The sequence below is a fragment of the Streptomyces sp. NPDC048277 genome (assembly GCF_040652235.1).
Taxonomy (GTDB): Bacteria; Actinomycetota; Actinomycetes; order Streptomycetales; family Streptomycetaceae; genus Streptomyces.
Genome location: NZ_JBEZLQ010000011.1, coordinates 27,787 through 51,272, shown reverse-complemented (window position 1 = coordinate 51,272; position 23,486 = coordinate 27,787). Strand labels below are relative to the sequence as shown.

Here is a 23,486-nt window from a genome sequence, read left to right as displayed (position 1 = left end):
ACGGTCCCAGCGCATCAGTGCGGAGAGCACCACCGAGTTGGTCATCACCAACGCACGTCCGTATGCCTGCGCAGTCCACCGTTCTCCGCGCGTGCATCGGGTCATGGATCCGCTGCACGGCTGTACGACCGTGGAACCGAAGGCTCGATACCGAGTCCGAACCAGCTTCCAAGGCCAAGATCAATCCCATCGATACTGGCTGCTCCGCTGGTCCCGAACCCCGGGTACAGCGAACAGCCAGCTCAACCCGGGTGTCAAATCATGTGACACCAAAGTGCACTCTCTGCGTGGTTCCTACTCGACCCCCGGCCAACGTTGCCTGATGCGGCACTAGTAGGACTCCGTTAGGTCTGTCTGTTGGTCCTGTTTGGGGGCATGTTGGTGGTGTGGACGCACATGAAGTGAACCGGGCTCGGGCGAAGTTAGCGCTGTTCGTCGCTGATGTGTTCGCGTCGGTGCCGCGCAAGAACCAGCGGGCGAAGGGCGACTGCCACCTGCGGGGACTGATGCTGGACGGGCGACGCAAGTCGATCCAGCCGATGGCGGAGCGGCTGGCGGACGGCAGCGAGCAGAACCTGCAGCAGTTCGTGAACCAGTCGACCTGGGATCCGCTGCCGGTGCGGCGCCGTATCGCGCAGCGGATGCTGCCGCAGATCCGCCCGGATGCCTGGGCGGTCGATGACGTGTCGTTCCCGAAGGACGGGAAGATGTCGGTGGCGGTCGCGCCCCAGTACTGCGGAGCGCTGGGCAAACAGGCCAACTGCCAGGTGGCGGTGAGCGTGCACGCGGTCTCCGACACGGCCTCCTGCCCGCTGCAGTGGCAGTTGTTCGTGCCCGAGGAGTGGGCGCATGATGCCGGACGGCGGCGGAAGACCGGGATACCGCCAGAGGTCGGGCACCGGGAGAAGTGGCGCCTGGCCCTGGACATCTTCGACGAGCTGGCCGGGTGGGGAATGGTGCCGCCGGTGGCGGTGGCCGACGCCGGCTACGGGCAGAACGCCGACTTCCGCGAGGGCTTGAGCGAGCGGGGCATCGGCTATGTCGTGGCGGTCCGGTCGGACGTGACCGTCCACCCCCACGACGCGCAGCCCACCGCCCCGGCGTGGTCCGGAAACGGCCGCAAGCCGCAGCCGCGTTACCGGCACAAGCCGTCCTCGGTGGCCGCGCTGGCGGCCGGCCATGGGCGGCAGGCGTTCACCGAGGTTACCTGGCGGGAAGGCTCCCGTGGGCCGATGCGCTCGCGCTTTGTGGCACTACGGGTACGGCCGGCCGGGGTCCGGGCTCGTCGTCTGGCCCAGGCCGTCGTGATCGCCGCACATGGCTCCTGGGACGGTGTCCTGCCCGAGGTGACGCTGCTGGCCCAATGGCCACAGGACGCCCGGAAACCCACCGACTACTGGCTGTCCAGCCTGCCCGCCGACACCCCGCTTGCCGAACTGGTCCGCCTGGCCAAGATCCGCTGGCGCATCGAGCACGACTACCGCGAACTCAAGCACGGCCTGGGCCTGGACCACTTCGAGGGACGTTCCTGGGCCGGGTGGCATCACCACGTCACCCTGGTCACCGCCGCCCACGCATTCCTCACCGAACAGCGCCTGGCCCCAAAAGCCGATACAGCGGACTCACCTTCTACCAGACCCTCGACGCCATCCAGGACCTGCTGAACTGCTGGACCGGCACCTGCACCACCTGCCACCAGCTCCTGCCCAGAACATCCACCACCAGCCAGAACCCAAGAGCCAGAGCAACCTAACGGAATCCTACTAGTTCCGTCATCTGCGGCTTCGGAGGTATTCGGCTGGGGTCTGGTCGTAGCGTTTACGGAAGGCGCGGACGAAGTGGCTGCTGTCGGCGAACTGCCAGCGAGCCGCGACCTCCGAGACGGTGTGCCCGGCGGTCAACTCCCGGCGTGCCTCCTCAAGACGCCGGCGCCGAATGTAGGCGCCGACCGGTTCGGCGGTGGTGGCGAACGCGCGGCTCAGGGTGCGTACGGAGACATGCAGTTCGCGGGCGAGCAGCCCAGGTGTCAGCTCCGGGTGGGTGAGTTGCCGATCGGCGAGCTCACGGGCGGCCCGGACCAGCGCGGGTGCCAGGGCGGGCTCCGTATCGTCGACGTAGCGGTGCACCACGCCGCGGGCCAACTCGACCAGTGCGTTGCGTGCCGCGTCGACGCCGGTTTCCGTGAGGTCGTCGATCGTGTCGTGCAGCAGGCTCGCGTGGGCCAGCAGCAGACGTACCTCGGGTGTGGTGGCTGAGTCGATCACCGGCTTGGCCACGGTGCCGCTGCCGATCGCCTCTGCCGGCAGCCCAACGGTCACGCCCGACGTGTGCGGGGCCATCTCGAAGCCGATCAGGCCGGTTGAGCGCCTCACCGACAAATGACCTGCGTCGAGGGCGACATCGTCACGGCCGTACCGCAACGTCCAAGCGCCGCGCCGCACTACGTACAGCCGGAGCATGCCCTCGATATGCGGGGACGCTTCGACCTCCAACCTGGTCATGGTGCAGAAGTCGGTGACGATGACATCCCTGGCACGGGAGTCACGGGTACGCACGCGGGCGCCCGGGCCCGTGTCCCTGGCGTACGTCGGCGGCGGGGCACAGCTACTGAACTGCTCGTCATGGGTCCGCCGCACGCTCATCCCGCCATTCCAGCATAGTGGCCCGGAAGTTCCACAAGGTGGCTTCCTGGTTCAAGCCGTGAGTGCGGCCGTGCTGCTTGGCTGTTCCGCACCGGGGTAGGAACAAAGGAGTGTGCCTTGGACCACATCCAGGAGATCACGCGGCAGGACGGTACGACGGTCCTGCGGGTCACGGGTTATGACGCCGCCCGGCAGGCGCTGTCCGAGCGGCGTACGACCAAGGTTCTTGACGTCTCGTCCATGGGATATCCACCGGACCTGCACGACGCGATGCTGCGTCAAATGCTGTTCCTGGACCCGCCGGACCACACGCGCCTGCGCCGAATGGTCTCGGCCTCCTTCACTGCCCAACGCATTGAGGCCATGCGCTCTCGCATCGATCAACTCGCAGACGAACTGCTCGACGCGATGGGGGGCCACGAGACGGTCGACTTGATCCAGGCGTACGCGTGGCCGCTGCCGTTGCAGGTCATCTGTGACCTGCTCGGCGTCCCGGCCGATAGCCGCGAGGCATTCCGCACGTGGACAACCATCGTGGCTGCCGGCCCGACCCGGCACCACGAGAGGCCCGCGCAGCTGACCCGGTTGCTCGCAGTCGTCCGCGGCTTGCTCGCCGACCGGCGCGCGCACCCGGGTGACGACCTGCTCAGTGACCTGATCGCGGCCCGCGACGACCAGGACCGGCTCTCCGAGGACGAACTGACCTCGATGGTCTTCATGCTGCTGGTCGCTGGCCACGAGACCACCGTCAATCTGATCGGCAACGGCGTGTTCCGGCTGCTTGAGGACCGCAGCCGGTGGGACCGCGTGCGCGCCGAGCCGCAACTGCTGGCCACCGCGATCGAGGAGTTCGTCCGGTACGATCCACCCCTCGCCATGGCCACTTCCCGGACCGCCGCCGAGACGTTCGAACTCGCTGGCCGAACCGTCCGGGCCGGCACCCCCGTCGACATCAGCCTGGCGCAGGCACATCGCGACGAGAACCGATTCCCGAACGCGGACCAGCTGCAGCTCGACCGCCATCAGAACCCGCATCTCGGCTTCGGGCACGGCATTCACTACTGCCTCGGCGCGCAGCTGGCCCGGCTGGAGGGCCGGGTCGCGTTCACCGCTTTGATGACCCGGTTCCCCGATCTCGACCTCGCCGTCCCGGCCACCGAGTTGACCTGGCGTCACGACTTCATGCGCGGTCTGGACCACCTGCCCGTCCGGACGCAGGCCCGCACATCCATCCACAGCGGATCCTCAACCCGGCGCACCTGATCGGCACCGGTTTCGCGCCGTTCCCTACCAGCTTCTCCACGCTCGGAGGAACGGCGCGAGCAGTTGGAGGACTGCCCTGAAGTTTGTGTCGCGGTCGCCGTCGAGGGTCGTCGTCGACACCAAGGGCCTCCCGCTGTTCGTGATGGTCACCCCGGCCGACATGACCGACCGCGAAGTCGCGAAGGAAGTCCTGTTCCGGCTGCGGCTCATGCACCCCGAGATCACCATCGTCTGGGCCGACTCCAACTACGCCGGGAAACTCGTCACCTGGGCGAAGACCCACCTCGACCTCACCCTCAAGACCGTCTCCCGGCCGAAGAACACCACCGGGTTCGTGATCCTGCCCCGCCGCTGGGTCGTCGAACGCTCGCTGTGCGCCACGAGGCGCTCGTGCGCCGTGAGGTGCGGTGAATCGAAGGAGGTGCAAGACCTCTTCGCCAGGCTGTCGCAGCAGCCTGGTGGGAGCTGAGCGCAGTCCGACCCGGGAGACGCCGGGGAGGGCGGGAAGCAGCGCTGACAAAGCCGGGACTGCTCGGAACTACCAGACGGGCGGGGTCCGGCGAGCGAGATCAGAGGCGTTGCCATGGCCACGCTGAAGGGCTGGCGCCTGCTCCGGAAACTCCGCTGCAGCACCAACCGCATCACCGACATCGTGAAGGCCGTTCTCGTTCTTCACCACGCGTCAGCATGAAGTTGGAAACGGCTCCGTGTGAAGGGAGTGTAAATCCAACGGCGGATCCGACGATCATGGGAGAGACGTCAAGTGACTGACACCGCCATGGAGTTGGAGACTGTGGAACCTGTCGAGAGTGCCCAGTTGGGGCAGCCTGTGCCTGTGCCCGATGAGCAGCTGGTCGCGATGCTGGTGGAGCGGGCCCGGTCGGAGGGACTGCAGCTGACCGGGCAGGGTGGGCTGCAGCAGCTGACCAAGCGGGTCCTGGAGTCTGCGCTGGAAGGTGAGATCACCGATCACCTCGGCTATGAGAAGCACGACGCGGCCGGCCGGGGCAGCGGCAACTCCTGAAACGGGGGCCGGGCCAAGACCGTGCTGACCGACGTCGGGCCGGTCGACGTCAAGGTTCCGCGTGACACCTCGGGCACGTTCGAGCCGGAGATCGTCAAGAAGCGGCAGCGGAGGCTGACCGGGGTCGATGAGATGGTTCTGTCTCTGTCCGCGAAGGGACTCACGCACGGCGAGATCGCTGCCCACCTGGCCGAGGTCTACGGGGCCCGAGGTGTCCAAGCAGACCATCTCCACCATCACGGACAAGGTGATGGAGGGCATGGCCGAATGACAGAACCGACCTCTCGACCGGGTTTACCCCGTTCTGTTCGTCGATGCGATCAACGTCAAGATCAGGGACGGGAAGGTCGCGAACCGTCCGGTCTACGTGGTGATGGCGGTGACGGTGGACGGCACCCGCGACATCCTCGGCATCTGGGCCGGCGACGGCGGCGAGGGCGCCAAGTACTGGCTGCACGTGTTCACCGAGCTGAAGAACCGCGGCCTGGACGACGTGCTCATGCTGGTCTGCGACGGCCTGAAGGGGCTTCCCGAGGCCGTGGAGACCGTCTGGCCTCGCACGATCGTCCAGACGTGCGTGGTTCACCTCCTGCGGAACAGCTTTCGCTATGCCGCCCGCCAGGACTGGGACAAGGTCGCGGGGGCACTCAAGCCCGTCTACACCGCGCCGAGCGAGGACGCGGCGACGGAGCCGGTTCCTGGAGTTCCAGGAGGTGTGGGGCCGGAAGTATCCGGCGATCGTGAAGCTGTGGTCGGACGCCTGGGCCGAGTTCGTGCCCTTCCTCTCCTTCGACGTCGAGATCCGCAAGGTCATCTGCAGCGCCAACGCGATCGGGAGCGTCAACGCCCGCATCCGCCGGGCCGTTCGCGCCCGCGGGCACTTCCCCAACGAAGCCGCCGCCCTCAAGTGCATCTACATGGCGCTGATGAGCCTGGACCCGACCGGGAAGGGCCGCAAGCGGTGGACCATGCGCTGGAAAGCACCCCTCAACGCGTTCCAGATCGCCTTCGAAGGCCGCCTGACCCCGAGCAACAACTGACCATCAACAACCAAGATCAGCCGTTAAATTGACACACCCGCGGCCTGCAGCTGACCGGCGAGAGCGGGCTGCTGTACCTGAACTATGGACAGGGTTGATGATCCATCTTTGCGAGCAACTCGTAGTAGGGATTGGTGTGCTGATGGTCAGCGCTTCTGTTGGGTCGTTTAGCTCCAGTCCATCCGCTCGGCAGACGCTTGGATGCCGTGAAGTGGCAGTTGGTCATGGAGGAGTTCATGCGTATCGCCGAGAATGAAGAGTTCCGAGGAGTCTGGTCAGTAGTGAGTTTCACCGTGCGTGTCCCGGCCAAGGTTAATGTCCAGCTCAGCGTGGGTGCCGCGCGTCCTGATGGCTTCCATGACCTAGCTAATGTTTTCCTGGCGGTCGGCTTGTATGACGAGGTCACGGTCACCCCGGCTGACGGGCTGACGGTGACCTGTTCGGGTCCGGGAACCGACCAAGTCCCGCTGGATCGTACGAACCTGGCGGCGCGGGCGGCCGAGATGCTGGCTGCGCGGTACGACCGTATGCCCGATGTACATATTCACATTGTCAAGGACATCCCCGTAGCCGGTGGTATGGCGGGCGGCAGCGCGGACGGCGCGGGCGCGCTGGTGGCGTGCGACGCGCTGTGGGGCACCAACGCTTCCCGCAGTGAACTCCTCGACATCTGTGCTGAGCTGGGCAGTGATGTGCCGTTCAGCCTGGTTGGGGGTGCGGCGCTGGGTATCGGCCGCGGCGAGAAACTGACGGCTCTGGAGGTCGGCGGGACCTTTCACTGGGTGTTCGCGATGGCCGACCGAGGTTTGTCGACCCCGGCTGTGTTCCGGGAGTTCGACCGGTTAAGTGCAGGATTTGACGTCCCTGAACCTGTGGCCCGCCAGGACCTGCTGGTCGCCCTCGCCGAGGGCGACCCCGATGCGCTCGCAGCCAGCGTCTCCAACGACCTCGAGCCCGCTGCTCTCAGCCTGTTCCCGGAGCTCGCTGCGACCCTGGCGGCCGGCCGGACGGCGGGTGCCCTCGCGGCGCTGGTCTCGGGCTCTGGCCCTACCACGGCTTTCCTCGTGCGCGACTCCAGCTCGGCGGCCGAGGTGGTGACGGCACTCAGGGCTTCCGGAACTTGCCGGACTGTGCGTACGGCGTCCGGCCCCGCCCTGGGAGCGACACTGCTGGAAGTGTCGATGTCCGAGCCCGGGTGAGCGCCTGTTTTCAATCCTGAGCTGCGCGTGTGCCCAGCTCAGGATTCGAGCGGGGGCGGGCTTGGGTTGCTCCGGCGACGACATCAGCGGTTCCGCTGACGGCTTTCCGGTGGCGATGGGAGGATTCGGGCCGGGTGCCCCCAGCCTCGGCGGGCCGCGCGGCCACCGTGCCGCGCGGAACCGGCTCACCGGCCGACGCGTACCGCGGCTGTCAGCGGGCGACGGTTCCTTCGACCTGCGCAGTGGCGCTGCTTCACCGACGTCGGCCTGAGCGCGCGGGTGGCGAGCCTTATGAACCGTTCGACGCCGGGACACGTTGATCATTCCGTGGTATAGCGACGGGCAGGCGGAGGGATCTTATGGATGAGGAATCGCTGGAGTCGTGGCCGGATGCCGATGAGCTGCCTTCGGCTGATATGGTTTCCCCTCAAGACCTTGCTCGTGCCATTCGTGTTCTCGAAGATGTGGCTTCAGGGGCGGAGGGAGAGGGTCGCCCCGACGATCTCAGAGTCGAGCAGTATCGGCGGATCCACCGTGTTGCCGACTGGATCTGTGCCGCCACCACCACTCTCACGAGCCCGACCGGTGATCTCCCTGGTGCTCTGGATGCCTGGGACGGTCTGGAGCCGGGGGAGCTCAGCCACGCTTTGCTCATCGCCACGCTGATGAGCAAGGGCGGGTCCCTTATTGTGCCGTCTTCCGGCATGACGCCAGATGCGCTGGCGGGGCGGGATGGAGCACTGCACGCCGCAGCCGTGGAACAGCTGCCCAACGGACTCATCCGCATCTCTGTCTGCCCACGGCCCGACAACGACTTCGCCGGCACGGACTTTGGCTCCACGTAACCCGTATGCGTGCCTCGCCTCCACCGCGGTCATGGGCAGTACAAGCCGAAGGGGTGGGACGTGCTGAGGCTCGGGCTACGTTATGCACCTGCTGGTCACGGGGGTGCGGGGGCGAGACCGGTGGAGGTGGCGGGGGTTTGGGTTCGCGCCAGTCGGCCACCGGCTTTGTCAGCCGGCGCGTCATCAGGGCCATGACGGTCCAGCACAGATGCGCATCGTAGTCCCTGCAGTTGCGGCGGGCCGCATGATCCAGCTGATCGGCCTCTCCACCACCCACCTCTTCGGTAACAGGACGAAGCCTTTGGTTCTGGGCCCGTTGACGGCTTTGCGGGTGAGGCGGAGGCGGTCCTTTGCCCAGGTGACCAGCTCGCCGCAGGCGGAGCCGGAAAAGGAAGTCGCGGGCGGCGTGGGCGTCGTGGATGTTGGCGGGGGTGACCATCATCACCGGCAGGCCGCGGGTGTCCACGGCGAAGTGACGCTCGCGCCCTGTCGCCTTCTCCCCGTTATCCCGGCACCGGGACAACGGGGAACATATAAATGGGAGAAGCGGCGTCTCCAGGTTGACCAGGAAGGCCTGCTCCTCGACTTGCTCGTCGCACCGGCCGACGTCCAGGACCGCGACGCCGCCCGCATCCTTCTGACCCGCCTCCACGCTCGTGCTGGTCTGGGCGGACAACGGCTACGGCGGAGACGAGTTCGCCGCCTGGGCCCAGACCCACCCTCGGCATCACCCTCAAAACCCGCCGCCTCACCCGACGAAACCGCCGGACCGACGCCGTTCCGCCTCCCCTTGCGGTAGTCGCCTGGCGATCTCTCCGGCTGCCGTTCGCCTCGGCGTCCATCGACGCTCAGCCGAACGGCAAACCCGACCAGCACCCAACCTTGAGAGCTCTCAACCTGGGAAAGAGGATGTGACACGGGCACTCAACGGCCTCCTGCGCCGGCAAGTCCGCAGGCAGGAAGGCCGTCAAGCCCTGGCCGGCGGCAGGCCGAACGGGTCGGCGGCGTCCACGGTGGGAATCTCCTTCGCACGGTGGGCGCCGGGTTTGCATCCGGCGAAGGGGCCCGAAGGATCACGCAGGCTGTTCATCACCGGCGCCAGATAGTCGCGGTGCCAGGTGCCAGGACCGTTCATGGCGGAGCCGGGACCGGTCAGCTCTCCCCAGGCAAGCCACAAGCCGTGGAGTTGGGCAACTGCTTCGGGGTGCTTCCACCAGCAGGAGCACCAGGGCGATGTGGAGGTGACCTCCCTGCCGTACACCGGCAGCAGCACGTGATGTGTCCACAGGGACAGCTGTCGCAGTGCCTGCGCGTATTCAGTGCCTTCTTTGTAGAGGATGAAGTGTGGCGGGCTCGGAGCATCCTCCTTCGGTGCCTCCTGCGGTGCCTCCTGCGGCGGAGCCGTATCCTGCGTCGTCGCGTCGGGTTCCGAGAGTCCGGGAGTCGCGGTGGACATTGCCGTCCTGCTTTCTCTCTGCGGCTTTGGCTGGACCGGTGCATCGACTGGACCGGTACACGAGCACGACGCTCATGTGCCGCGTACGGTTCACCAGCACCCGCATCAGGCCGTCGACGTCCATGGTGCGTAAACCTGTGCCCGTGCGCGGGCTCCGTAGCGGCGGTCGCTACGGCCGATCCCGCCACGGGCGTCGAAACCGTGTCCGTCGGGCCGACGATGACTCTCCTCCGGGGATTCGGGGCCGAAGGAATCGGGCGGGCGGTCAGGCCAGTCGGTTCCAGCGCTTGTTGGTGTCGTTGACCTCCAGTTCCGCCGCCGTCAGATCCACATGCAGCGGGATGCCAGGGCGGTTGCCGACCTTGATCAGGAAATTGCCGAGGCCGGGCGGGGCACCGCGGCGGCCGCTCGTGCCGTCCCAGGCGGGCGGGGTGGACCAGTCGACCAGGAGCCGCTTCTCCGCCTCGGTCAGCTCGACGACCTGGGCGAGCTGGGGCATCTCGGCGGGCGGCAGGCCGGCGCAGATCACCATGCCGGCGCGTTCGACGAAACCCTTGGCCTTGGTGCGGTCCTCCTCGGTGGGCAGAGCGAGCAGGTCGTCCAGACTGTGGGTGATCATGGCAAGGCCCACGCCGCGCTGCCGGTCCAGGCGGGTGAGGGCGTTGACGCGGTCGACCAGGCCACGGCCCGCCTGCAGGACGCGCCAGAGTTCGTCCATGACGAGAAAGTAGTTGCGCTGCGGTTCCAGACCGGCGTCCGCGAGTGCGTGGGCCGCGGAGACCGCGCCGAAACCGTACGACCAGCAGGACAGCAGGGCCGCCGCCTGGAGCAGCTGCTCGCTGTCGTCGATACCGCTGACGTCGAAGCACACCGGCCGGTCGAGCTTCATCGCCTCGGTGGTCGGCCGGGCGAAGGTGCCGCCCAGTCGGCCGTCGCCGAGCAGGGCGGTCAGTGAGGCCTCAAGGTTCTCGGTGATGTCCCGGTAGCGGGTGAGGTCGCCGCGGTCCAGTGCCACCGAGCGGACCGCTTCCGGGGCGTCCTTGACGACCTGCACCAGGTCGCCGAGGACGGGGACACGGTCGGTGCCGTGCCGGTCGTCGAGGATGTTCAGCGCGGCGGAGAGGATCGTCTCCTCGCGGTCGGTGGGCGGCGCGGAGCGCAGGATGGTCACCAGGGCGGAGACCATGTGCAGGCGGCGGCCGTGGACGTCGGCGAGCAGGCGACGGCGTGCTTCGCCGGTGAGTCTGGCTGCGGCCCGGACGGACTCTCCGGGGTCCAGTACGTTGAGGTTGCCGCGCCCCCGGCCCAAGCTGATGACCTGGCCGCCGATCGCCCGGATCAGGTCGGTGTAGTCGGGCTTGAGGTCGCCGAAGATCAGCGGGTGGACGCCGTAGCCGGACAGGCCGAGTGCCATCCGGCGGACGACGGTGGACTTGCCGAGGCCGGGGCGGCCGAGCACGAACATCGACGGGTTGGCGAGCAGGCCGGTGCGGGTGAACCAGGACACCGGGTCGCAGCAGACCGTGGCTCCGGAGTCGAGGTCGCGGCCGAGCGGCACCCCGACCATGGGGGTGCCGGCGCCCGCGCCGAAGGGCCACAGGCCGCACACCTGGGCGGTGGTACCGCGCCACTCGGGGGCAGGGTCGACGTAGCCGACCATGCCGCCGCCGGGACCGGGCCAGCCTCGCGGAGTGGGGCGCGACGGACGGCGCGCCCTGCTTTTCTGTGCCATCGAACTCGCCTTGTTCTATGAGGGTTCGCTACGAATTTCGGGGCTATGGCGGGTGCTACATCGCGTCCCGTACCGTCTGCGGCAGTGCTGTGTGCATCGGCAGGACCAGACCCAGCGGGAGGGCCGCCGCGAACGCCGCCGCCTGTGAGCCGTAGACCGGGCGTACCGCGATGCGTGCGGCGGGCGCCAGGTTGTCCACGGCGGCGGCGGCCTTCGGGAGGTCCGCGGCGGAACCGACGGTCGACGTGATGAGCATGCCGAAGCGGATCACGCCGTGGCCCTGGGCCTGTTCCTCAGTGGTACGGCGTGCGGCGGTCACCTCGGCGTCGTCCCGGGCCTGGCCGATCTGCGACTGCTGCGCGTTGAACAGGGCGTTCTTGTAGTCCTGCTGGACGACGCGGGCGCCTTCGGCCCGGCTGTGCGGACGGTACAGCAGGGTGACCCGCTTACGGGCGATGTCGCGGTTGGGCTGTACGAGTGCGGTGAGGACGTTCGAGAACACCTCGCCCTGGGGTGCCTCCGTCATCGCCCACGTCACGCTGTACGCGCCGTCGTGCCGGTAGTGGTCCCAGGCCTCCTGGGCGGCCATCGGCCCGGCCTGACTCCAGGTCAGACCGGAACCGCCGACGGCGCGTGCCTCTTCCACCAGAGAGGCCACGGTCGGGTCGTAGGCGACGCGGACGGCCTCGGCGAGTTCGGTGGCCGTCATCGGTACGGCGATGCCGGCGCCGGTCATCGACAGGCCGGCGGTCAGGCCGGGCAGCCGGGTGCCGATGTGCAGGGCCATGTCCTCGGCGCTGCGCCGGGGCGAGCCGGCGCGGGCAGCCCCCGAGTAGGTCAGGGCGATCCGGGTGGTGATCTGCGCCGAGCCCGCGGGGTAGGCGGTCAGCACCTCGCGCATCATCGACGCCGCCAGGTCGGGGGCGTCCGCGACCGTGTTGGCGGCGATTTCCTGCTGGAGCCGGACCCCGGAGTCCGGGGCGCTCTCCACGGTGACGCTCGCGGCCACCAGGTCGGGCTCGGCGCCCAGCACGGACAGCCACTGGCCCCAGTGGGCGACCCAGATGTCGACTTGTTGTTCGTCGACGAGGGCGGCGCCGTCCGCGTCGCAGGCGATGACGACGGCGTGGTGGCCGGTCGCCGGAATGGTGATCACGGCGAAGGGGCGACCGTAGCCGTCCTGTGCCTCCGTCAGGACGGACTCTGCGGCCAGTCCGGGCAGTCTGCACGATCCGAAACCGGTCCGGCCCAGTGGGCCCGACCGGTAGAGGTGGCCGCCGGAGGAGGTGGTGCGCCGCCACGCCAGCCGGACCGCGCCGCGCTGCATCAGCGTGCGGCCGTGCCGGTCCCGGACGGCCAGCGGAGCCATGGCGGCCGTCAGCGCCGCCGCGAGGGCGAGCGCGGCCCAGATGGAGGCCAGCGTGGTCAGTACGACGGCCGCCAGACCGGCGAACAGCAGCAGGGTCGCGCCGAGGGACAGTCCCCGCAGGCCGGAGGTGCGGGGCTTGCGGAAGTTGCCGTAGGTACGCGGGGTGGTCGGCTCAGTGGCTGCCACGGTTCTCCTCCTGCTGGTCGGTGTGGTGCCGGGCCGGCACCGGTACGGTCGCTGCTTCCCCGTCCACGGGGTGGTCGCCCCCGGTGTCGTCCGGGCCGGCGGCAGGGACCGGACGCGTATCGCCGTCCCGGCGTCGCCGCCCCTCCGACACCACGCGTGCCGTCTCGGAGGTGTGTGCCGACCCTGAGCCCCGGGCCGCCGCGCCCGGCGTCGGGCGCGCGCCGGTCGTAGCGGATCCGTACGGGCCGACAGCGGCGCCGGAGACAGGCCGGCCCGCGGCCAGCCCGCGTAGGTGCGGCACGGCGAGGGCGCCGGTGGCCGAGCCGGCCGGTCCGGCGGAGGCGGAGGCCCGCCCTGCGCGGCCCGATCCCGAGGCGGCCGCCTGGACGACCGGGGCGGCGATCCTCATCAGCGCGGGCAGGGTGAAGCAGGACAGTGCCAGCAGGACGACGCCGGACACCATGGAGACGACTTGCCCGTCCTGCTTCTGGCCGGCCATCGAGAACGCGGCAGCGTACACGACGGCCGCGGCCGGTTTGTACAGAACGAAGGCGAGCAACCAACCCACGGACCTGCGGAACCAGACACGGCCGGTGGGGGTCGTGCCTGCGGCGGCGGCCAGCGGGAGCGTACCGCTGAGGATCACCAGCATGGCCATGCGCACGATCATCAGGGCGATCTGCGCCACTCCCGCGACGATCACCAGCACGGCCATGACCAGGACGAGGAACGACGAGTCGGTGCCGCCGAGCGCGAGCATGGCCGAGGTGCGTTTGTCGAACTCGGCTACGCACTCGGCGACCGGCTCACCGGCGGCGCTGATCTGCCGACAGCCGGTGGAGCGGTCGATGATCCAGACGCTGAACTTGTCCCCCGCCACGGCCAGCAGGTTGACCGTGGCGACCCCGGCGGAGGAGACCACCACCAGATTGAGCAGACCTTGCAGGGCCTGCCGGGCGGGCTCGCTGCGGCGCTGCCAGGCGAGATGCCCCGCCGCGACGAGCAGGCACAGCACGGCGATGAACGTGGTGAACCAGAGTGTGGAGCCGCGCAGCAGCGCCACCGGGCCGCTGTCGGCGCTGAGGTCGGGCGTGCCCAGGTTCATCCAGGCGCCGCCAAGGGCCTTGACGGTGATGGCCGCCGCGTGCGCGGCGTCTTCCGCGATGGCGTCGAAGCCGCTGCCGCCGAGGTTCTGCGGGGACGTACCCGTGCCGTCGCCCACACAGTAGCCACCGACCGTCGGGGCCACCCAGCCGAAGTCGCAGCCGCTCATCACACTCCTCCCCACTGGACGTACCCGGCGAGGGAGTCGACCGGGGTGGGCGCGGCCGGTACGGCCGGGAACTCAAGTCGCCAGTCACCCTCACGCCACAGCACCGTCGTGGTGGCGACCTGCATCTGACCGCCGGGAAAACGCCACACGGTGTCGATCACGGCGGTGGAGTCGTGGTACGTGACGAACCGGTATCCGGCGATCTGCCCATGTGCGGTGCTGTCCTCGTCCGGGGCGGCCGTCTTCTCGGCCGCGGTGCGGTCGGTGATATAAGCGTCGCGGCCTGCGCCGACGGTCTGGGTGCGGGTCACGCTCCGCCAGTCGGCGGCGGCCAGGTAGCGCACGCTGATCTGACTCGACGCCAGCAGGGCGCCGACCGGGGTGTGCGCGTAGCAGCGCGCCACGTCCTTCCCGGCCACAGCCGGGCCCGCCGTCCTCGACGCGGGGAGGGCGACGGCGTCGTACAGCGACCAGGACACACCCGCGGGGGCGGTTTCGGGCACCGCCTGGTCGTGGTCGGACAGTGCGGGGCAGGAGATGTCCGCCGCCGTCTCCGGATCCGTGCCGGTGTCCGCGCTCTCTTCGGCGGCACCGCCGGCCGGCGTGACCGACGCGGTGGCGCCGTCGTCACCACCGCCCGAGGTGATGACGACGGCGCCACCGATGACGGCGACGAAGCCGACGAACGCGGCAGCGAGGACGAATCCGGTGCGCAGCCACGGGCTGGGCGACTCGTCGGCGCCCGTGCCGTTTCCGGGCTCTGCCATGGTCTCTCTTCTCCTCAAGCTTCCCTCAGCCGCTAGATGAGCGCGCTGACGATCCCGGACGCGGAACCGACCAGCAGGCATGCCCCGAGGACGAAGCCGAGTCCCCTGACGTGCTCGCCGCCTCCGCCCCTGGAGTGGTCGACGGCCATCCGGGCGGCCACGCCGAAGATGCCCGCGACGCACAGAGCGGTGACCGACCAGGCCACCCACCGCAGCACGGTCAGCAGGCCGTCCGCGCCGGGGGGTGCCTCGCCCGAGCCGACGTCCGGCACGCCCGAGGGCTGGGCGGACGCCACGGCGAGACGGGGCAGGGAGGTGAGGTGTGGTGCGGCGTCCACGGCGGCCGCCAGGAGGCTGGACATCGCGGTCCTCCTTATGCAGGTCGGGTGAGTCTGGTCAGATCACGGGCCAACGGGGCGCATTCCTTGGGTAGATGGGCCAGCGGCGGCTCGCCGAGCCGCCAGGCCTCCACCCACGGGATCTCCCAGAGCCGGGGAACGGCGCCGGAGACCAGGCGCACGAGGTCCTGGAGTGTGCGGGGGCGTCGGCCTGGGGCATCGGCGACGACCACCAGGCCGAGCAGTTCGACACCGGTGACCGTGCCGGAGGCCCATTGCCGTGCGGCGTGCTGGGCGGCCCGGACGCCGTGCGCCCCGGAGCGGGCCACCAGGACGACCCGCTGCGGTCGCGCGGACACGGGCCAGACGCGGCCCGCGTCCCGGCCGCCGGGCACGGCCTGTTCAAGGGTGGTGACCCCCGCGCCGCCGTGCACGCCCAGCCACCACCAGGCTTGGCCGATGTCCGGGTGCGACGAAGCGTGGGGCAGGCCCTGTTCCGGGGGCGGGACTCCGCGGCCCTGGGGGGCGGACGGCCCGGTCAGTTCGGTCGACAGGTCCTGAACCGATCGGCCTGGTTTCCCGTTGGTGCCCCCGGAAGGGCGCGACTGCGGCAACCAGGGATTCAAAACCGGCGCATCTCCCGCCATGGCACCTCCTCCGAAGACCGACTCAACGCGCCCATAGTACATATAAGTTTACGAAGTGCAATAAAGATCTCAATTACCAACTAACCCTCAAATGGTGCAAATTGGGCTGCCGTGGCCCGCATGCCCGCCGAGGATTCCGCGCATGGAAAGGGAGTCGTAGGCGGTGGACCGAACCGCGCAGGCAAGATCGACGTTTCTCGTGACGGGCAGCGCTGTCTTCGGGCTCGTCGGGTCCCTGATCGGCCTGGCCGTCCTCGGAGACGTGAGCCAGGCGCAGGACGCCACCCGCCCCGAAGGGTTCGTCACGACACTCGACACCCGGCACGTCCCAGCCGGCTTCGCGCCGTGGGTCGAGCGCGCCGGCCGGCTCTGTCCGGAGGTCAGCGCTCCACTGGTCGCGGCGCAGATCGAGGCGGAGTCGGGTTGGAACCCCACCGCGGTGAGTCCCGCCGGCGCACAGGGGTTGAGCCAGTTCATCCCGGGCACCTGGGCCACCTGGGGCGTGGACGCGGCCGGCAAGGACGGCGGCGCAGAACCGGACGGCGTGGCCGACCCGTTCACGCCGGGCGACGCCATCATGACCCAGGCCCGCTACGACTGCTGGCTCGCGGGCAAGGTGAAAGACCTGGCCAACGGGGGCGACGTCACCCGGCTGATGCTCGCCGCCTACAACTCGGGACCGGGCGCGGTCCAGACCTACCGGGGAATACCCCCCTATCCCGAGACCCAGGCCTACGTCGTGCGCATCATCTCGGCGATGACTCGCTACACCGGTGCGGGCGTCGGCACCGGGACGCCGGACGGACAGGACGACAACGACAGCGCGTTCGGCGACCGAGTGGTGGCCGCGGCCCGCAAGTGGCTCGGCACGCCGTACTCGTGGGGCGGCGGCGGCCCCGAGGGGCCCGGGCTCGGCTTCGCGCAAGGCGCGCATACGGTCGGGTTCGACTGCTCCAGCCTGGTCCAATACGCGGTCTACCAGGCCAGCGGCGGGCAGACCCTCATCCCCCGCGTCTCCCAGGTCCAGGTCACCGCGGGCACGGCGGTGGACCGCGACGAGATCCGGCCCGGCGACCTGATCGGGTTCGCCCTGCACGGCAGCTACGACCACGTCGGCATCTACATCGGCCACGGGCAGTTCATCCACGCGCCGAAGACCGGGGACGTCGTCAAGATCAGCGAGCTCGGCGACCCCTACTACGCCGACATACCCCAGAGAATAAGGCGGTTCGGATGACTTCCTCCGGCACGCGGCGTACCACGGCGGCGGTGGCTCTCGCCCTCGCCGTCGCCCTCACCGGCTGTGGCAACGGCGCGGGCGGCGGCCGGACCCCGTCGGCCGAGCCGTCCAGGTCCGCCGCCACCGGCACCGGGCCCTACCCGACCCCCTCCAGGGCCGGCGAGGCCTCGGCCCTGCCCGCGCGCTCCACGGGCGCCCCCGAGCACGGTGTCCCCCGTGCCTCCGACGTCGACCGGACCGACCCGGACGCCGTGGGCAAGGGCGCGCTCACGGCGCTGTGGACCTTCGACACCGTCACCGACGACGACCCCTACGCCGCCGACGTCCGCGCCGCCGACGGGGGTTGGCTGACCCCGGCATACGCGGCTCAGCTGCGGTCCCACCGAGCCGAGTCGATCCGCGACGTCCAGTGGCGGCAATGGACCGCCCATCGTGCCCGCACCACCGTCGCACTGGCACCGGCCGACGACGCCGCCGAGCCCGCCGACACCGGCACCGAGTCCTGGCGGCAGTGGGCCGTCACGACCACCCCGCACGGCCGTGACCACTGGACGGGAAAGCCCACCACCCTCGCGGCCTACGTACACCTCACCCGCACGGGCCCCGGCAAGCCGTGGCAGGTCGCAGGCGTCCTCTTGCAGTAGCCCGCCCCCGCACGGACGCCCGCCCCCTTCCCACATCCCGGAGGAAAAGTGACCCACAGGACGTACGAGTCCCCGGACGTACCCGCGTGGCCCGCCTACGCGCTCACCGTGTACGACGACGGGCGGGTCGACGCCGACGGACCACTGGTGCCCGCCACGACGCATCCCCACCGGACCGCCGCCATCGGCACGGTGGCCGAAGCCGCCGCCAGGCTCGGCCGTCCGGTGCGCGCGGAGGCCACCGAAGCGGACGGCACGGTATGGCACCTGGTCGTCGCGCCCGACGGCACGGTGGGCGAACTCACCGGCGGGCCGCGTGCCCCGGCGCCGAAGAAGCGCGGTGGCAGGAACGCCTCCCGCACGGTGCGCCTCGCCGCCGGTACGGAAGCGGAGCCCGGCATGCTCGCCGACTCCCTGGCCTTGGTCATGGAACAGCTGGAGGCGGGCCGTCTCGACACGGCCGGCGATCTCGCCACACGGCTCGACGAACAGGCCTCGGACACCCTGGGCGTCTCCCATCCCGACGCCTTGCGCGCCCGCGAGGTCCGGGCCCGCGTCACTGCCCTGCGCGGCGACACCGCGGGGGGCGTGAGGTTGTTTCGGGACGTCGCCGAGCGCAGGCACTACCGAGGGGAGAGCGAGCACGCAGAGACGGCAGCGGCCCACGCCGAGGCACTCTGGCTCCAGATCGCCGATCCGGACACCGCGCTGTCCATCGGCATCGGCGTGATCCGCATGCGCAATCAGATCCCGGGCAAGGACGGTGCCGCGCTCACCGCCGTCCTCGAACACCAGGCGTGGCTGAATTCGGCACGCACCACGGCGGCTCCGGCCGGTCCGACGCCGGGCGGAACTTGGTCGAGTCCCGCAACCACGCCGAGAGCGGGGGCATCCCGCGCGGCAGGGGTGTGGGACCGGCCCGCACGAGATGCCCGGACGGCCGCCGGGTGAACCCGGCGGCCCGGCGTACTCACGCCGCGGGACAGTCCCACATGTCCGACTGCGTGCCGACCTGCGCGTCGGTGGTCTCGACGACGCCCAGAGTCTGACGCAGTGACCGCACCGCGTGGTACAGGCGCGACTTGACCGTGCCCGGTGGTATGCCGAGCACGTGGGCCGCCTCGCGCGTCGACCGGCCCATGTAGTAGGTCTCGTAGAGGACCTCGCGGTGCTTGACCGACAGCGACTTGAACGCCTCCTGGAAGATCACGGAGGAGAGAAGGTCGTCGACGTCGTCGGTTGTGGTGAGTAACTCGGCCAGCCAGATGGTCCCGTCGACCTCCTGGGGGCGGGCCATCCGCAGTCGGTAGTCGTCGATGATGAGATTGCGGGCGACTCGGAACAGCCACGGCCGCAGGATCTGGCCGTCATGCATGGACTGAGTGCGCCAGCAGCGCAGCAGCGACTCCTGCACCACGTCTTCTGCGCGGTGGTGGTCGCCACCCAGCAGCCGCAAGACATAGTTATAGAGGTCCCCGATGTGTTCGTCATACAGAGTGCGCATCGTGTGTTCCCGGGAGCCCTTCGATCCCGCGGAACCCATTAGGGTCCAGCTCAACTTCGTTCCCCTCTTACGTGACCCCGTTCGAGGAATCAGGTCTCAGGACCGGGGACTGCGGTGGTCCTGATGTGCGGGGAGTGTCGCGAGGGACGATCCATGTCGCATTGACAGACGATGCACGCCTACTTGACAGGCTCGGAGAGCCATGGTGCGCGAGGGTGGCCAGGTGCGTGGCCCGTACCCCCGGCCTCCACTGCCACCGGGCTGGTGACCTGTGACTTTCTCTCAGGCAACTCCCGCCTCAGGGGTAACGGACGGCGCGGAGAGGCGGTTGATACGTTGGTTGACGCGGCTCATCAATTCGACGTCCTCCGCCGTCGGTTCGCCCTGTTGCCCCATCTCGGACCACAAGTCGAGAATCGCCCTGCCGCGCAGGAGGGCGAACGAAACGTCGTCGACGAGCCACCATGCCGCGACAGCACGCATCAAGTCCTCGCGTGCCCGGGGTTCGGAGCGCAGATAGCGGAACCGGGCAAGTTCGAGGCACGTGGTCGTCGCCAGTCGATGGTTGCCGCCGCGGTGCGCGACGAACGCCTCCAGAGAGACAGCCTCCAAGGTGTACGGGTGGTCGGCGCCGAAGCTGCGCGCGCTGTGCTCCCGCAGCCGGAACGCGATCGCCGACGCTCGCTCCAGGGCACCGGCGTCCACGGACTGCTGGACGAGCAGGACGAGTTGGGTCAGCTCGTCCGGCACCGGGGGCGGGGACGGATCCGGGTCCTGGAAGAGGTCTTCGAGAACGGGCTCTGTTGCCAGGAGCGGCCCGGTTGCCGCCGGCGGCGCCGCGGACACGCGAGCGGCGTGGAGGTCGGCCGGTGGCGGTGCGGGGGTCTGCTCGGCTTCTTCGGCATGCGACAGGATTCGGCTGGAGCCGTCGGGGGTCACCTCCAGCCACGTCGTGCCGCCTTCCTGGCTGTCGCGGATCACCGCCACGACGGGCCCGCCGCGAGTCCGCGCGTTGTCCTGCAGCGCGTCGAGTACCGCTATGTGGACCGGCCTGCCACCGGAAACACGCAGGAGTTCGCCGTCGACGAGTGCACTGCCGTCCTCACGGATCGTTACTTCGAAGGGCACCGGCGAACGCTGGGTGTCAAGCTCGGGCGAGTTCTTGGCCCGATGGGAGAGTTTGGTGAACACGGGGTGTCTCCTTGTTCCGCCGGTCACTGCCCGGTCGTGGGGGTCGGGGTGGAAGCGGAAGTGAGGGTGGGATACGCGGATATCGTCGGGTAGGGAGACCCGTCGGGCGGCTTGATGGCACCGGAGTACAGGGCGAACTGGCCCCTGATGCCGGCGATGTAACTTTTCACCTGGTCGGTGTCCGGAACTCCCCTCGCCTGCTTGATCGCTTCCTCACCCACGTCGTACGCCGCCAGGGTCAGGTCCAGCGCGTTCCCCGTGACGGCGTTGTCATTGAGGAGCTGCTTCACGTCCCCGGCGAGCGAGCACAGGTACTTGCCTTGCGCCATGATCGAGTCCTCGGGGTCCAGCGCCGAGGTCTTGCCGTTGTCGTCGTGGTCCTCGCCGAACTTCGTGAACTTGTCGGGCGGCATCTGGGAGATGCCCTCGCGGCCGTCGGGGCCGACCAGGCTTCTGTTCCAGCCGGACACCTGCTGGATCTGCGCGGCGATGACGATCGGGCCGATCTGCGTGCACTGATTGCCGGCGTCTCTGATGACCTGAAGCAGATCCGCGGGGACGCTGCCCTCTTCCAGCGGCCCGGTGCCGTCGCTCTTGTACGCCGTCACGACCGCGTCCTGGTCCACCTGCGCGCCACCACCACCGCCGCCGCCACAGCCGAAGATGTGACAGATCAGCACCAGGGGCCACAGCAGGACGCCTATCGCGCATTCGACGATCACCCCCATGATGATGATCACCGCGAGCACCATGCCCATGCACCCCAGCAGGCCGGTGCCGCCCAGGCCGACGGCCAGAGTCGTGCTGTCCATCTTCCTGCCGATGGAAGGCTGGTTCTCCTGCGACTCTCGCTGCTCCACGTCCCGCTCCTTTCCTTGGACCGCTTCCGTTTCCCGCGCCTGCGCGACACCGGCCACGGGCCTTGAACCGGTCCTCCCGGATTCCCGTTGTGGCTGCCTGACAGATCACCGCGAAACTCGATGCCCGCAACGAACATGAGGGCTGATCAGTTCAATTCGCTTCATTCCGGGATCTGTCGTCTGCGAACGAGAGAAGAGGTGAACACACATGGACGTCCTGTCAGTGGCGTCCGGTGACCGCCAGATGTGGGTCCGCGGGCCGACCGTCCAACAGGGCCCCGCAGCGCCGGCCGTAGCCGAGACGTCGACCCTCTGGTCGGGATCCGCCGCGCCATCAGGACAGGCGGGGCACCAGATCCACCAGATCGCCTGGGTCAACGCGCATGGCGGCGCCGGTGCGACCACGCTGGCGCGGGAGCTGGGTGGAGCGGACATGGGACGGCGGTGGCCCGACCCGGCGCGCGACGAGCCCGGTCGGATGCTGCTGGTGGCCCGCACCCACGCCGCAGGTATGAGGGCGGCGTCGCAGGCGCTGGACACGCTGCGCCAGGAGGACCATCCCGCGGGGGTGCGTGTGGTGGCGCTCGTACTGGTCGCCGACGCGCCCGGCCGACTGCCGATCGCGCTCGGCCGGCGTGTGCGGGTACTGCGTTCGGCGGTTCAGGTGCACCGCCTGCCGTGGATCCCGGCCTGGCGTCTCGGCAAGCCGGCGGTCAATCCGCCCCGGGAGCTACGACGGCTCATGGAGCTGGTCGCGGAGGGAACTCGATGAACGTCCTGGCTGACGCGACGCCGTCGCCCGACCTACCGGACTCTTTCGACCCGAATGCCGACATCGGCCACTCGGGCACCTATCTGCTCAACCTGCTCGCCTGGTGTGTGTCGGCCGCGGCCGTGGCAGGTGTGATCGTCATAGGCACCCAGATGGCCCTGCAGCTTCGCCGCGGCGAGATGGGCGAGGGGGCCACGTATTTCCGGGGGTTGGTACTCATCCTGGGCGCCTGCGTTCTCGGGATCTCGTCCTGGGCGCTCGTCGGGTTCGTGCTGACCTGACCGACTCCCGCACTCCGCCACTTCACGACGGGGGCCCGTGTCACGCGCCCCCGTCGCCTCTTCGAACCGAACGCTGCACAGCGCGACAGCCGGACTACGTCCGCAACAACAGGAGCATCGCAATGAAGGACATCCTGCTCTCCCACTCCCTGTATCTGGCCGATGACCCCGCCACCTCCGTTCCGCAACCAGGCCGCGCCGCGCCGGGAGCCCTCGCGGACGCGGTCAACCTGGTGCTGGGAATCGCCGGCTGGGCCGGCACGGCGGCCGGTGTCGCCGGCATCATCATCACCGGGGCCATGATGGCCGTCTCCATGAAGCGCGGCGAGGGCTCCGAGCACCTCAGCCGTCTCGGCATGGTGCTGGGTGGCTGCGTGCTCGTCTCCACCGCCGGCCCGACCATCGCCTTCGTCTTCAACTAGGTCACGGTGAATCGACCGACATGTTCGGTATGCGACGAAGGCGCGAGCGGGATGCCGGCCCCTTCTACAAACAGCGGGCCTGGGTGAGTTCAGCCTTGTTCATGGCCTTCCTCCTGGTCACGGCGCTGACGGCCCGCCTGTCGGACGACGGCGGGCAGGCCGAGGCAGCCGACAGCCGGAAGGCCCTCGCCGGGCTGAGTGGCCCCCTCTCGCCGGGGGATCCGCAGCAGGTCCGGCAGGGGCCGGGCGGTCGGCCGACCAACTGCCGCACCCATGACCAGGACACGGCGGTGCCGACCGTGGCGCCGCGGGACGTCCGGTGGAAACAGTTCATGGCCATCATGGTGCCGACCACGCCGTCCGCGGGTCCCCTCATCACGGACCCGGCCTTGTGGTGGTGCTTCGCGCACACCCCCATGGGGGCGGTGCTGGCGGCTCACGTCATTCCCATCGAACTGAGCGGCCCTCAGTGGCGCACCGCCGCTGAGCAGCAGGTCGTGCCCGGCGCCGCGCGCGACAGGTTCGTTGTGCTCAAAATCGGCGCGCAGACGACGGACCCGTCGAGGAGTGCCGCGGGGAGGTTCGCCGGCTTCTCCGTGTCCGCGTACGCGAGTACGTCCGCGACCGTGAGCCTGCTCGTGACCAATCCGCTCGGCGGCTACCTGTCGACGCCGGTGTCCCTGCGCTGGCTGGACGGTGACTGGAAGTTGGCACTCCGCGACAACGGATACCTCTTTTCGGCCACGCCGGAGTCGACGACCGTCGGCTTCGTCATGTGGGGAGCGTGACAG

At 69.3% G+C, this 23,486-nt stretch carries 23 protein-coding genes and 3 pseudogenes; 14 read left to right on the top strand and 12 right to left on the bottom strand.

Annotated elements, in window-relative coordinates; all coding sequences use genetic code 11:
* The first annotated feature begins 386 nt into the window (after positions 1 to 386).
* Complete coding sequence (locus AB0D85_RS23840) at positions 387 to 1,664, top strand: IS701 family transposase (protein WP_362323445.1); 1,278 nt, start codon at positions 387 to 389, stop codon at positions 1,662 to 1,664.
* Between the two features lie 108 nt (positions 1,665 to 1,772).
* Here AB0D85_RS23840 and AB0D85_RS23835 read toward each other — a convergent pair whose 3' ends face one another.
* Positions 1,773 to 2,642 (bottom strand): helix-turn-helix domain-containing protein, encoded by an 870-nt coding sequence (locus AB0D85_RS23835; protein WP_362323442.1) that lies wholly within the window; start codon positions 2,640 to 2,642, stop codon positions 1,773 to 1,775.
* A gap of 117 nt (positions 2,643 to 2,759) precedes the next feature.
* On the opposite strand from AB0D85_RS23835, the gene AB0D85_RS23830 reads away from it, so the two are divergent.
* The 6 genes and pseudogenes from AB0D85_RS23830 (at position 2,760) to AB0D85_RS23805 (ending at position 8,013) form a co-directional block, all read left to right on the top strand.
* Positions 2,760 to 3,905: a cytochrome P450 gene (locus tag AB0D85_RS23830; protein WP_362323439.1), complete on the top strand. Its 1,146-nt coding sequence runs from the start codon at positions 2,760 to 2,762 to the stop codon at positions 3,903 to 3,905.
* Between the two features lie 106 nt (positions 3,906 to 4,011).
* Positions 4,012 to 4,278: pseudogene (locus AB0D85_RS23825) on the top strand (transposase); the annotation flags it as partial.
* Between the two features lie 189 nt (positions 4,279 to 4,467).
* Positions 4,468 to 4,596 (top strand): annotated as a pseudogene (locus tag AB0D85_RS23820) (IS5/IS1182 family transposase); the annotation flags it as partial.
* Positions 4,597 to 4,764: 168 nt separating this feature from the next.
* Positions 4,765 to 5,969: pseudogene (locus AB0D85_RS23815) on the top strand (IS256 family transposase).
* 281 nt (positions 5,970 to 6,250) lie between these two features.
* Positions 6,251 to 7,168 (top strand): 4-(cytidine 5'-diphospho)-2-C-methyl-D-erythritol kinase, encoded by a 918-nt coding sequence (locus AB0D85_RS23810; RefSeq protein WP_362324112.1) that lies wholly within the window; start codon positions 6,251 to 6,253, stop codon positions 7,166 to 7,168.
* Positions 7,169 to 7,527: 359 nt separating this feature from the next.
* Complete coding sequence (locus AB0D85_RS23805) at positions 7,528 to 8,013, top strand: hypothetical protein (protein ID WP_362323436.1); 486 nt, start codon at positions 7,528 to 7,530, stop codon at positions 8,011 to 8,013.
* On the opposite strand, the gene AB0D85_RS23800 is transcribed toward AB0D85_RS23805, so the two are convergent.
* From AB0D85_RS23800 to AB0D85_RS23765, 8 genes are all read right to left on the bottom strand, one after another.
* Positions 7,946 to 8,665: a transposase gene (locus AB0D85_RS23800; RefSeq protein WP_362324109.1), complete on the bottom strand. Its 720-nt coding sequence runs from the start codon at positions 8,663 to 8,665 to the stop codon at positions 7,946 to 7,948. The genes AB0D85_RS23805 and AB0D85_RS23800 overlap by 68 nt on opposite strands.
* A 315-nt stretch (positions 8,666 to 8,980) precedes the next feature.
* Positions 8,981 to 9,469, bottom strand: coding sequence for a DUF4913 domain-containing protein (locus AB0D85_RS23795; RefSeq protein WP_362323433.1), 489 nt, complete (start codon positions 9,467 to 9,469; stop codon positions 8,981 to 8,983).
* A 265-nt stretch (positions 9,470 to 9,734) separates the two neighbouring features.
* Positions 9,735 to 11,201, bottom strand: a complete 1,467-nt coding sequence (locus AB0D85_RS23790) for an ATP/GTP-binding protein (protein WP_362323430.1) — start codon at positions 11,199 to 11,201, stop codon at positions 9,735 to 9,737.
* 55 nt (positions 11,202 to 11,256) lie between these two features.
* Positions 11,257 to 12,756, bottom strand: a complete 1,500-nt coding sequence (locus AB0D85_RS23785) for an SCO6880 family protein (RefSeq protein WP_362323427.1) — start codon at positions 12,754 to 12,756, stop codon at positions 11,257 to 11,259.
* Positions 12,743 to 14,029, bottom strand: coding sequence for a hypothetical protein (locus AB0D85_RS23780; RefSeq protein ID WP_362323424.1), 1,287 nt, complete (start codon positions 14,027 to 14,029; stop codon positions 12,743 to 12,745). Before AB0D85_RS23780 ends, AB0D85_RS23785 begins: the two co-directional genes overlap by 14 nt.
* The gene (locus AB0D85_RS23775) at positions 14,029 to 14,796 is read right to left on the bottom strand and encodes a hypothetical protein (RefSeq protein WP_362323421.1); all 768 of its coding nucleotides are present in this window, start codon (positions 14,794 to 14,796) and stop codon (positions 14,029 to 14,031) included. The genes AB0D85_RS23780 and AB0D85_RS23775 overlap by 1 nt, the downstream gene beginning before the upstream one ends.
* Positions 14,797 to 14,828: 32 nt before the next feature.
* Positions 14,829 to 15,158 (bottom strand): hypothetical protein, encoded by a 330-nt coding sequence (locus tag AB0D85_RS23770; RefSeq protein ID WP_362323418.1) that lies wholly within the window; start codon positions 15,156 to 15,158, stop codon positions 14,829 to 14,831.
* An 11-nt stretch (positions 15,159 to 15,169) separates the two neighbouring features.
* Positions 15,170 to 15,781, bottom strand: a complete 612-nt coding sequence (locus tag AB0D85_RS23765; protein ID WP_362323415.1) for a DUF6668 family protein — start codon at positions 15,779 to 15,781, stop codon at positions 15,170 to 15,172.
* Positions 15,782 to 15,980: 199 nt separating this feature from the next.
* On the opposite strand from AB0D85_RS23765, the gene AB0D85_RS23760 reads away from it, so the two are divergent.
* Genes AB0D85_RS23760 through AB0D85_RS23750 form a run of 3 tightly spaced genes read left to right on the top strand, consistent with a single transcriptional unit; the run spans position 15,981 to position 18,616 of the window.
* Positions 15,981 to 17,018 carry an NlpC/P60 family protein gene (locus AB0D85_RS23760; protein ID WP_362323412.1) on the top strand — a complete coding sequence of 346 codons (1,038 nt, stop codon included), beginning with the start codon at positions 15,981 to 15,983 and terminating at the stop codon, positions 17,016 to 17,018.
* The gene (locus AB0D85_RS23755) at positions 17,015 to 17,665 is read left to right on the top strand and encodes a hypothetical protein (protein WP_362323409.1); all 651 of its coding nucleotides are present in this window, start codon (positions 17,015 to 17,017) and stop codon (positions 17,663 to 17,665) included. Before AB0D85_RS23760 ends, AB0D85_RS23755 begins: the two co-directional genes overlap by 4 nt.
* 48 nt (positions 17,666 to 17,713) lie before the next feature.
* The gene (locus tag AB0D85_RS23750; protein ID WP_362323407.1) at positions 17,714 to 18,616 is read left to right on the top strand and encodes a hypothetical protein; all 903 of its coding nucleotides are present in this window, start codon (positions 17,714 to 17,716) and stop codon (positions 18,614 to 18,616) included.
* 19 nt (positions 18,617 to 18,635) lie between these two features.
* Here AB0D85_RS23750 and AB0D85_RS23745 read toward each other — a convergent pair whose 3' ends face one another.
* From AB0D85_RS23745 to AB0D85_RS23735, 3 genes are all read right to left on the bottom strand, one after another.
* The gene (locus AB0D85_RS23745) at positions 18,636 to 19,169 is read right to left on the bottom strand and encodes a sigma-70 family RNA polymerase sigma factor (RefSeq protein WP_362323404.1); all 534 of its coding nucleotides are present in this window, start codon (positions 19,167 to 19,169) and stop codon (positions 18,636 to 18,638) included.
* A 282-nt stretch (positions 19,170 to 19,451) separates the two neighbouring features.
* Positions 19,452 to 20,360: a hypothetical protein gene (locus tag AB0D85_RS23740; protein WP_362323401.1), complete on the bottom strand. Its 909-nt coding sequence runs from the start codon at positions 20,358 to 20,360 to the stop codon at positions 19,452 to 19,454.
* Between the two features lie 23 nt (positions 20,361 to 20,383).
* Positions 20,384 to 21,220 (bottom strand): transglycosylase SLT domain-containing protein, encoded by an 837-nt coding sequence (locus AB0D85_RS23735; protein ID WP_362323398.1) that lies wholly within the window; start codon positions 21,218 to 21,220, stop codon positions 20,384 to 20,386.
* A gap of 208 nt (positions 21,221 to 21,428) precedes the next feature.
* Here AB0D85_RS23735 and AB0D85_RS23730 point away from each other — a divergent pair, with 208 nt between their 5' ends.
* From AB0D85_RS23730 to AB0D85_RS23715, 4 genes are all read left to right on the top strand, one after another.
* On the top strand, positions 21,429 to 21,992 hold the full coding sequence (locus AB0D85_RS23730; RefSeq protein ID WP_362323395.1) for a DUF6668 family protein: 564 nt from the start codon (positions 21,429 to 21,431) through the stop codon (positions 21,990 to 21,992).
* Complete coding sequence (locus AB0D85_RS23725) at positions 21,989 to 22,273, top strand: hypothetical protein (RefSeq protein WP_362323392.1); 285 nt, start codon at positions 21,989 to 21,991, stop codon at positions 22,271 to 22,273. The genes AB0D85_RS23730 and AB0D85_RS23725 overlap by 4 nt, the downstream gene beginning before the upstream one ends.
* Before the next feature lie 122 nt (positions 22,274 to 22,395).
* On the top strand, positions 22,396 to 22,695 hold the full coding sequence (locus tag AB0D85_RS23720) for a hypothetical protein (RefSeq protein ID WP_362323389.1): 300 nt from the start codon (positions 22,396 to 22,398) through the stop codon (positions 22,693 to 22,695).
* An 83-nt stretch (positions 22,696 to 22,778) separates the two neighbouring features.
* Positions 22,779 to 23,483 (top strand): hypothetical protein, encoded by a 705-nt coding sequence (locus AB0D85_RS23715; RefSeq protein ID WP_362323386.1) that lies wholly within the window; start codon positions 22,779 to 22,781, stop codon positions 23,481 to 23,483.
* Positions 23,484 to 23,486 lie beyond the last annotated feature (3 nt).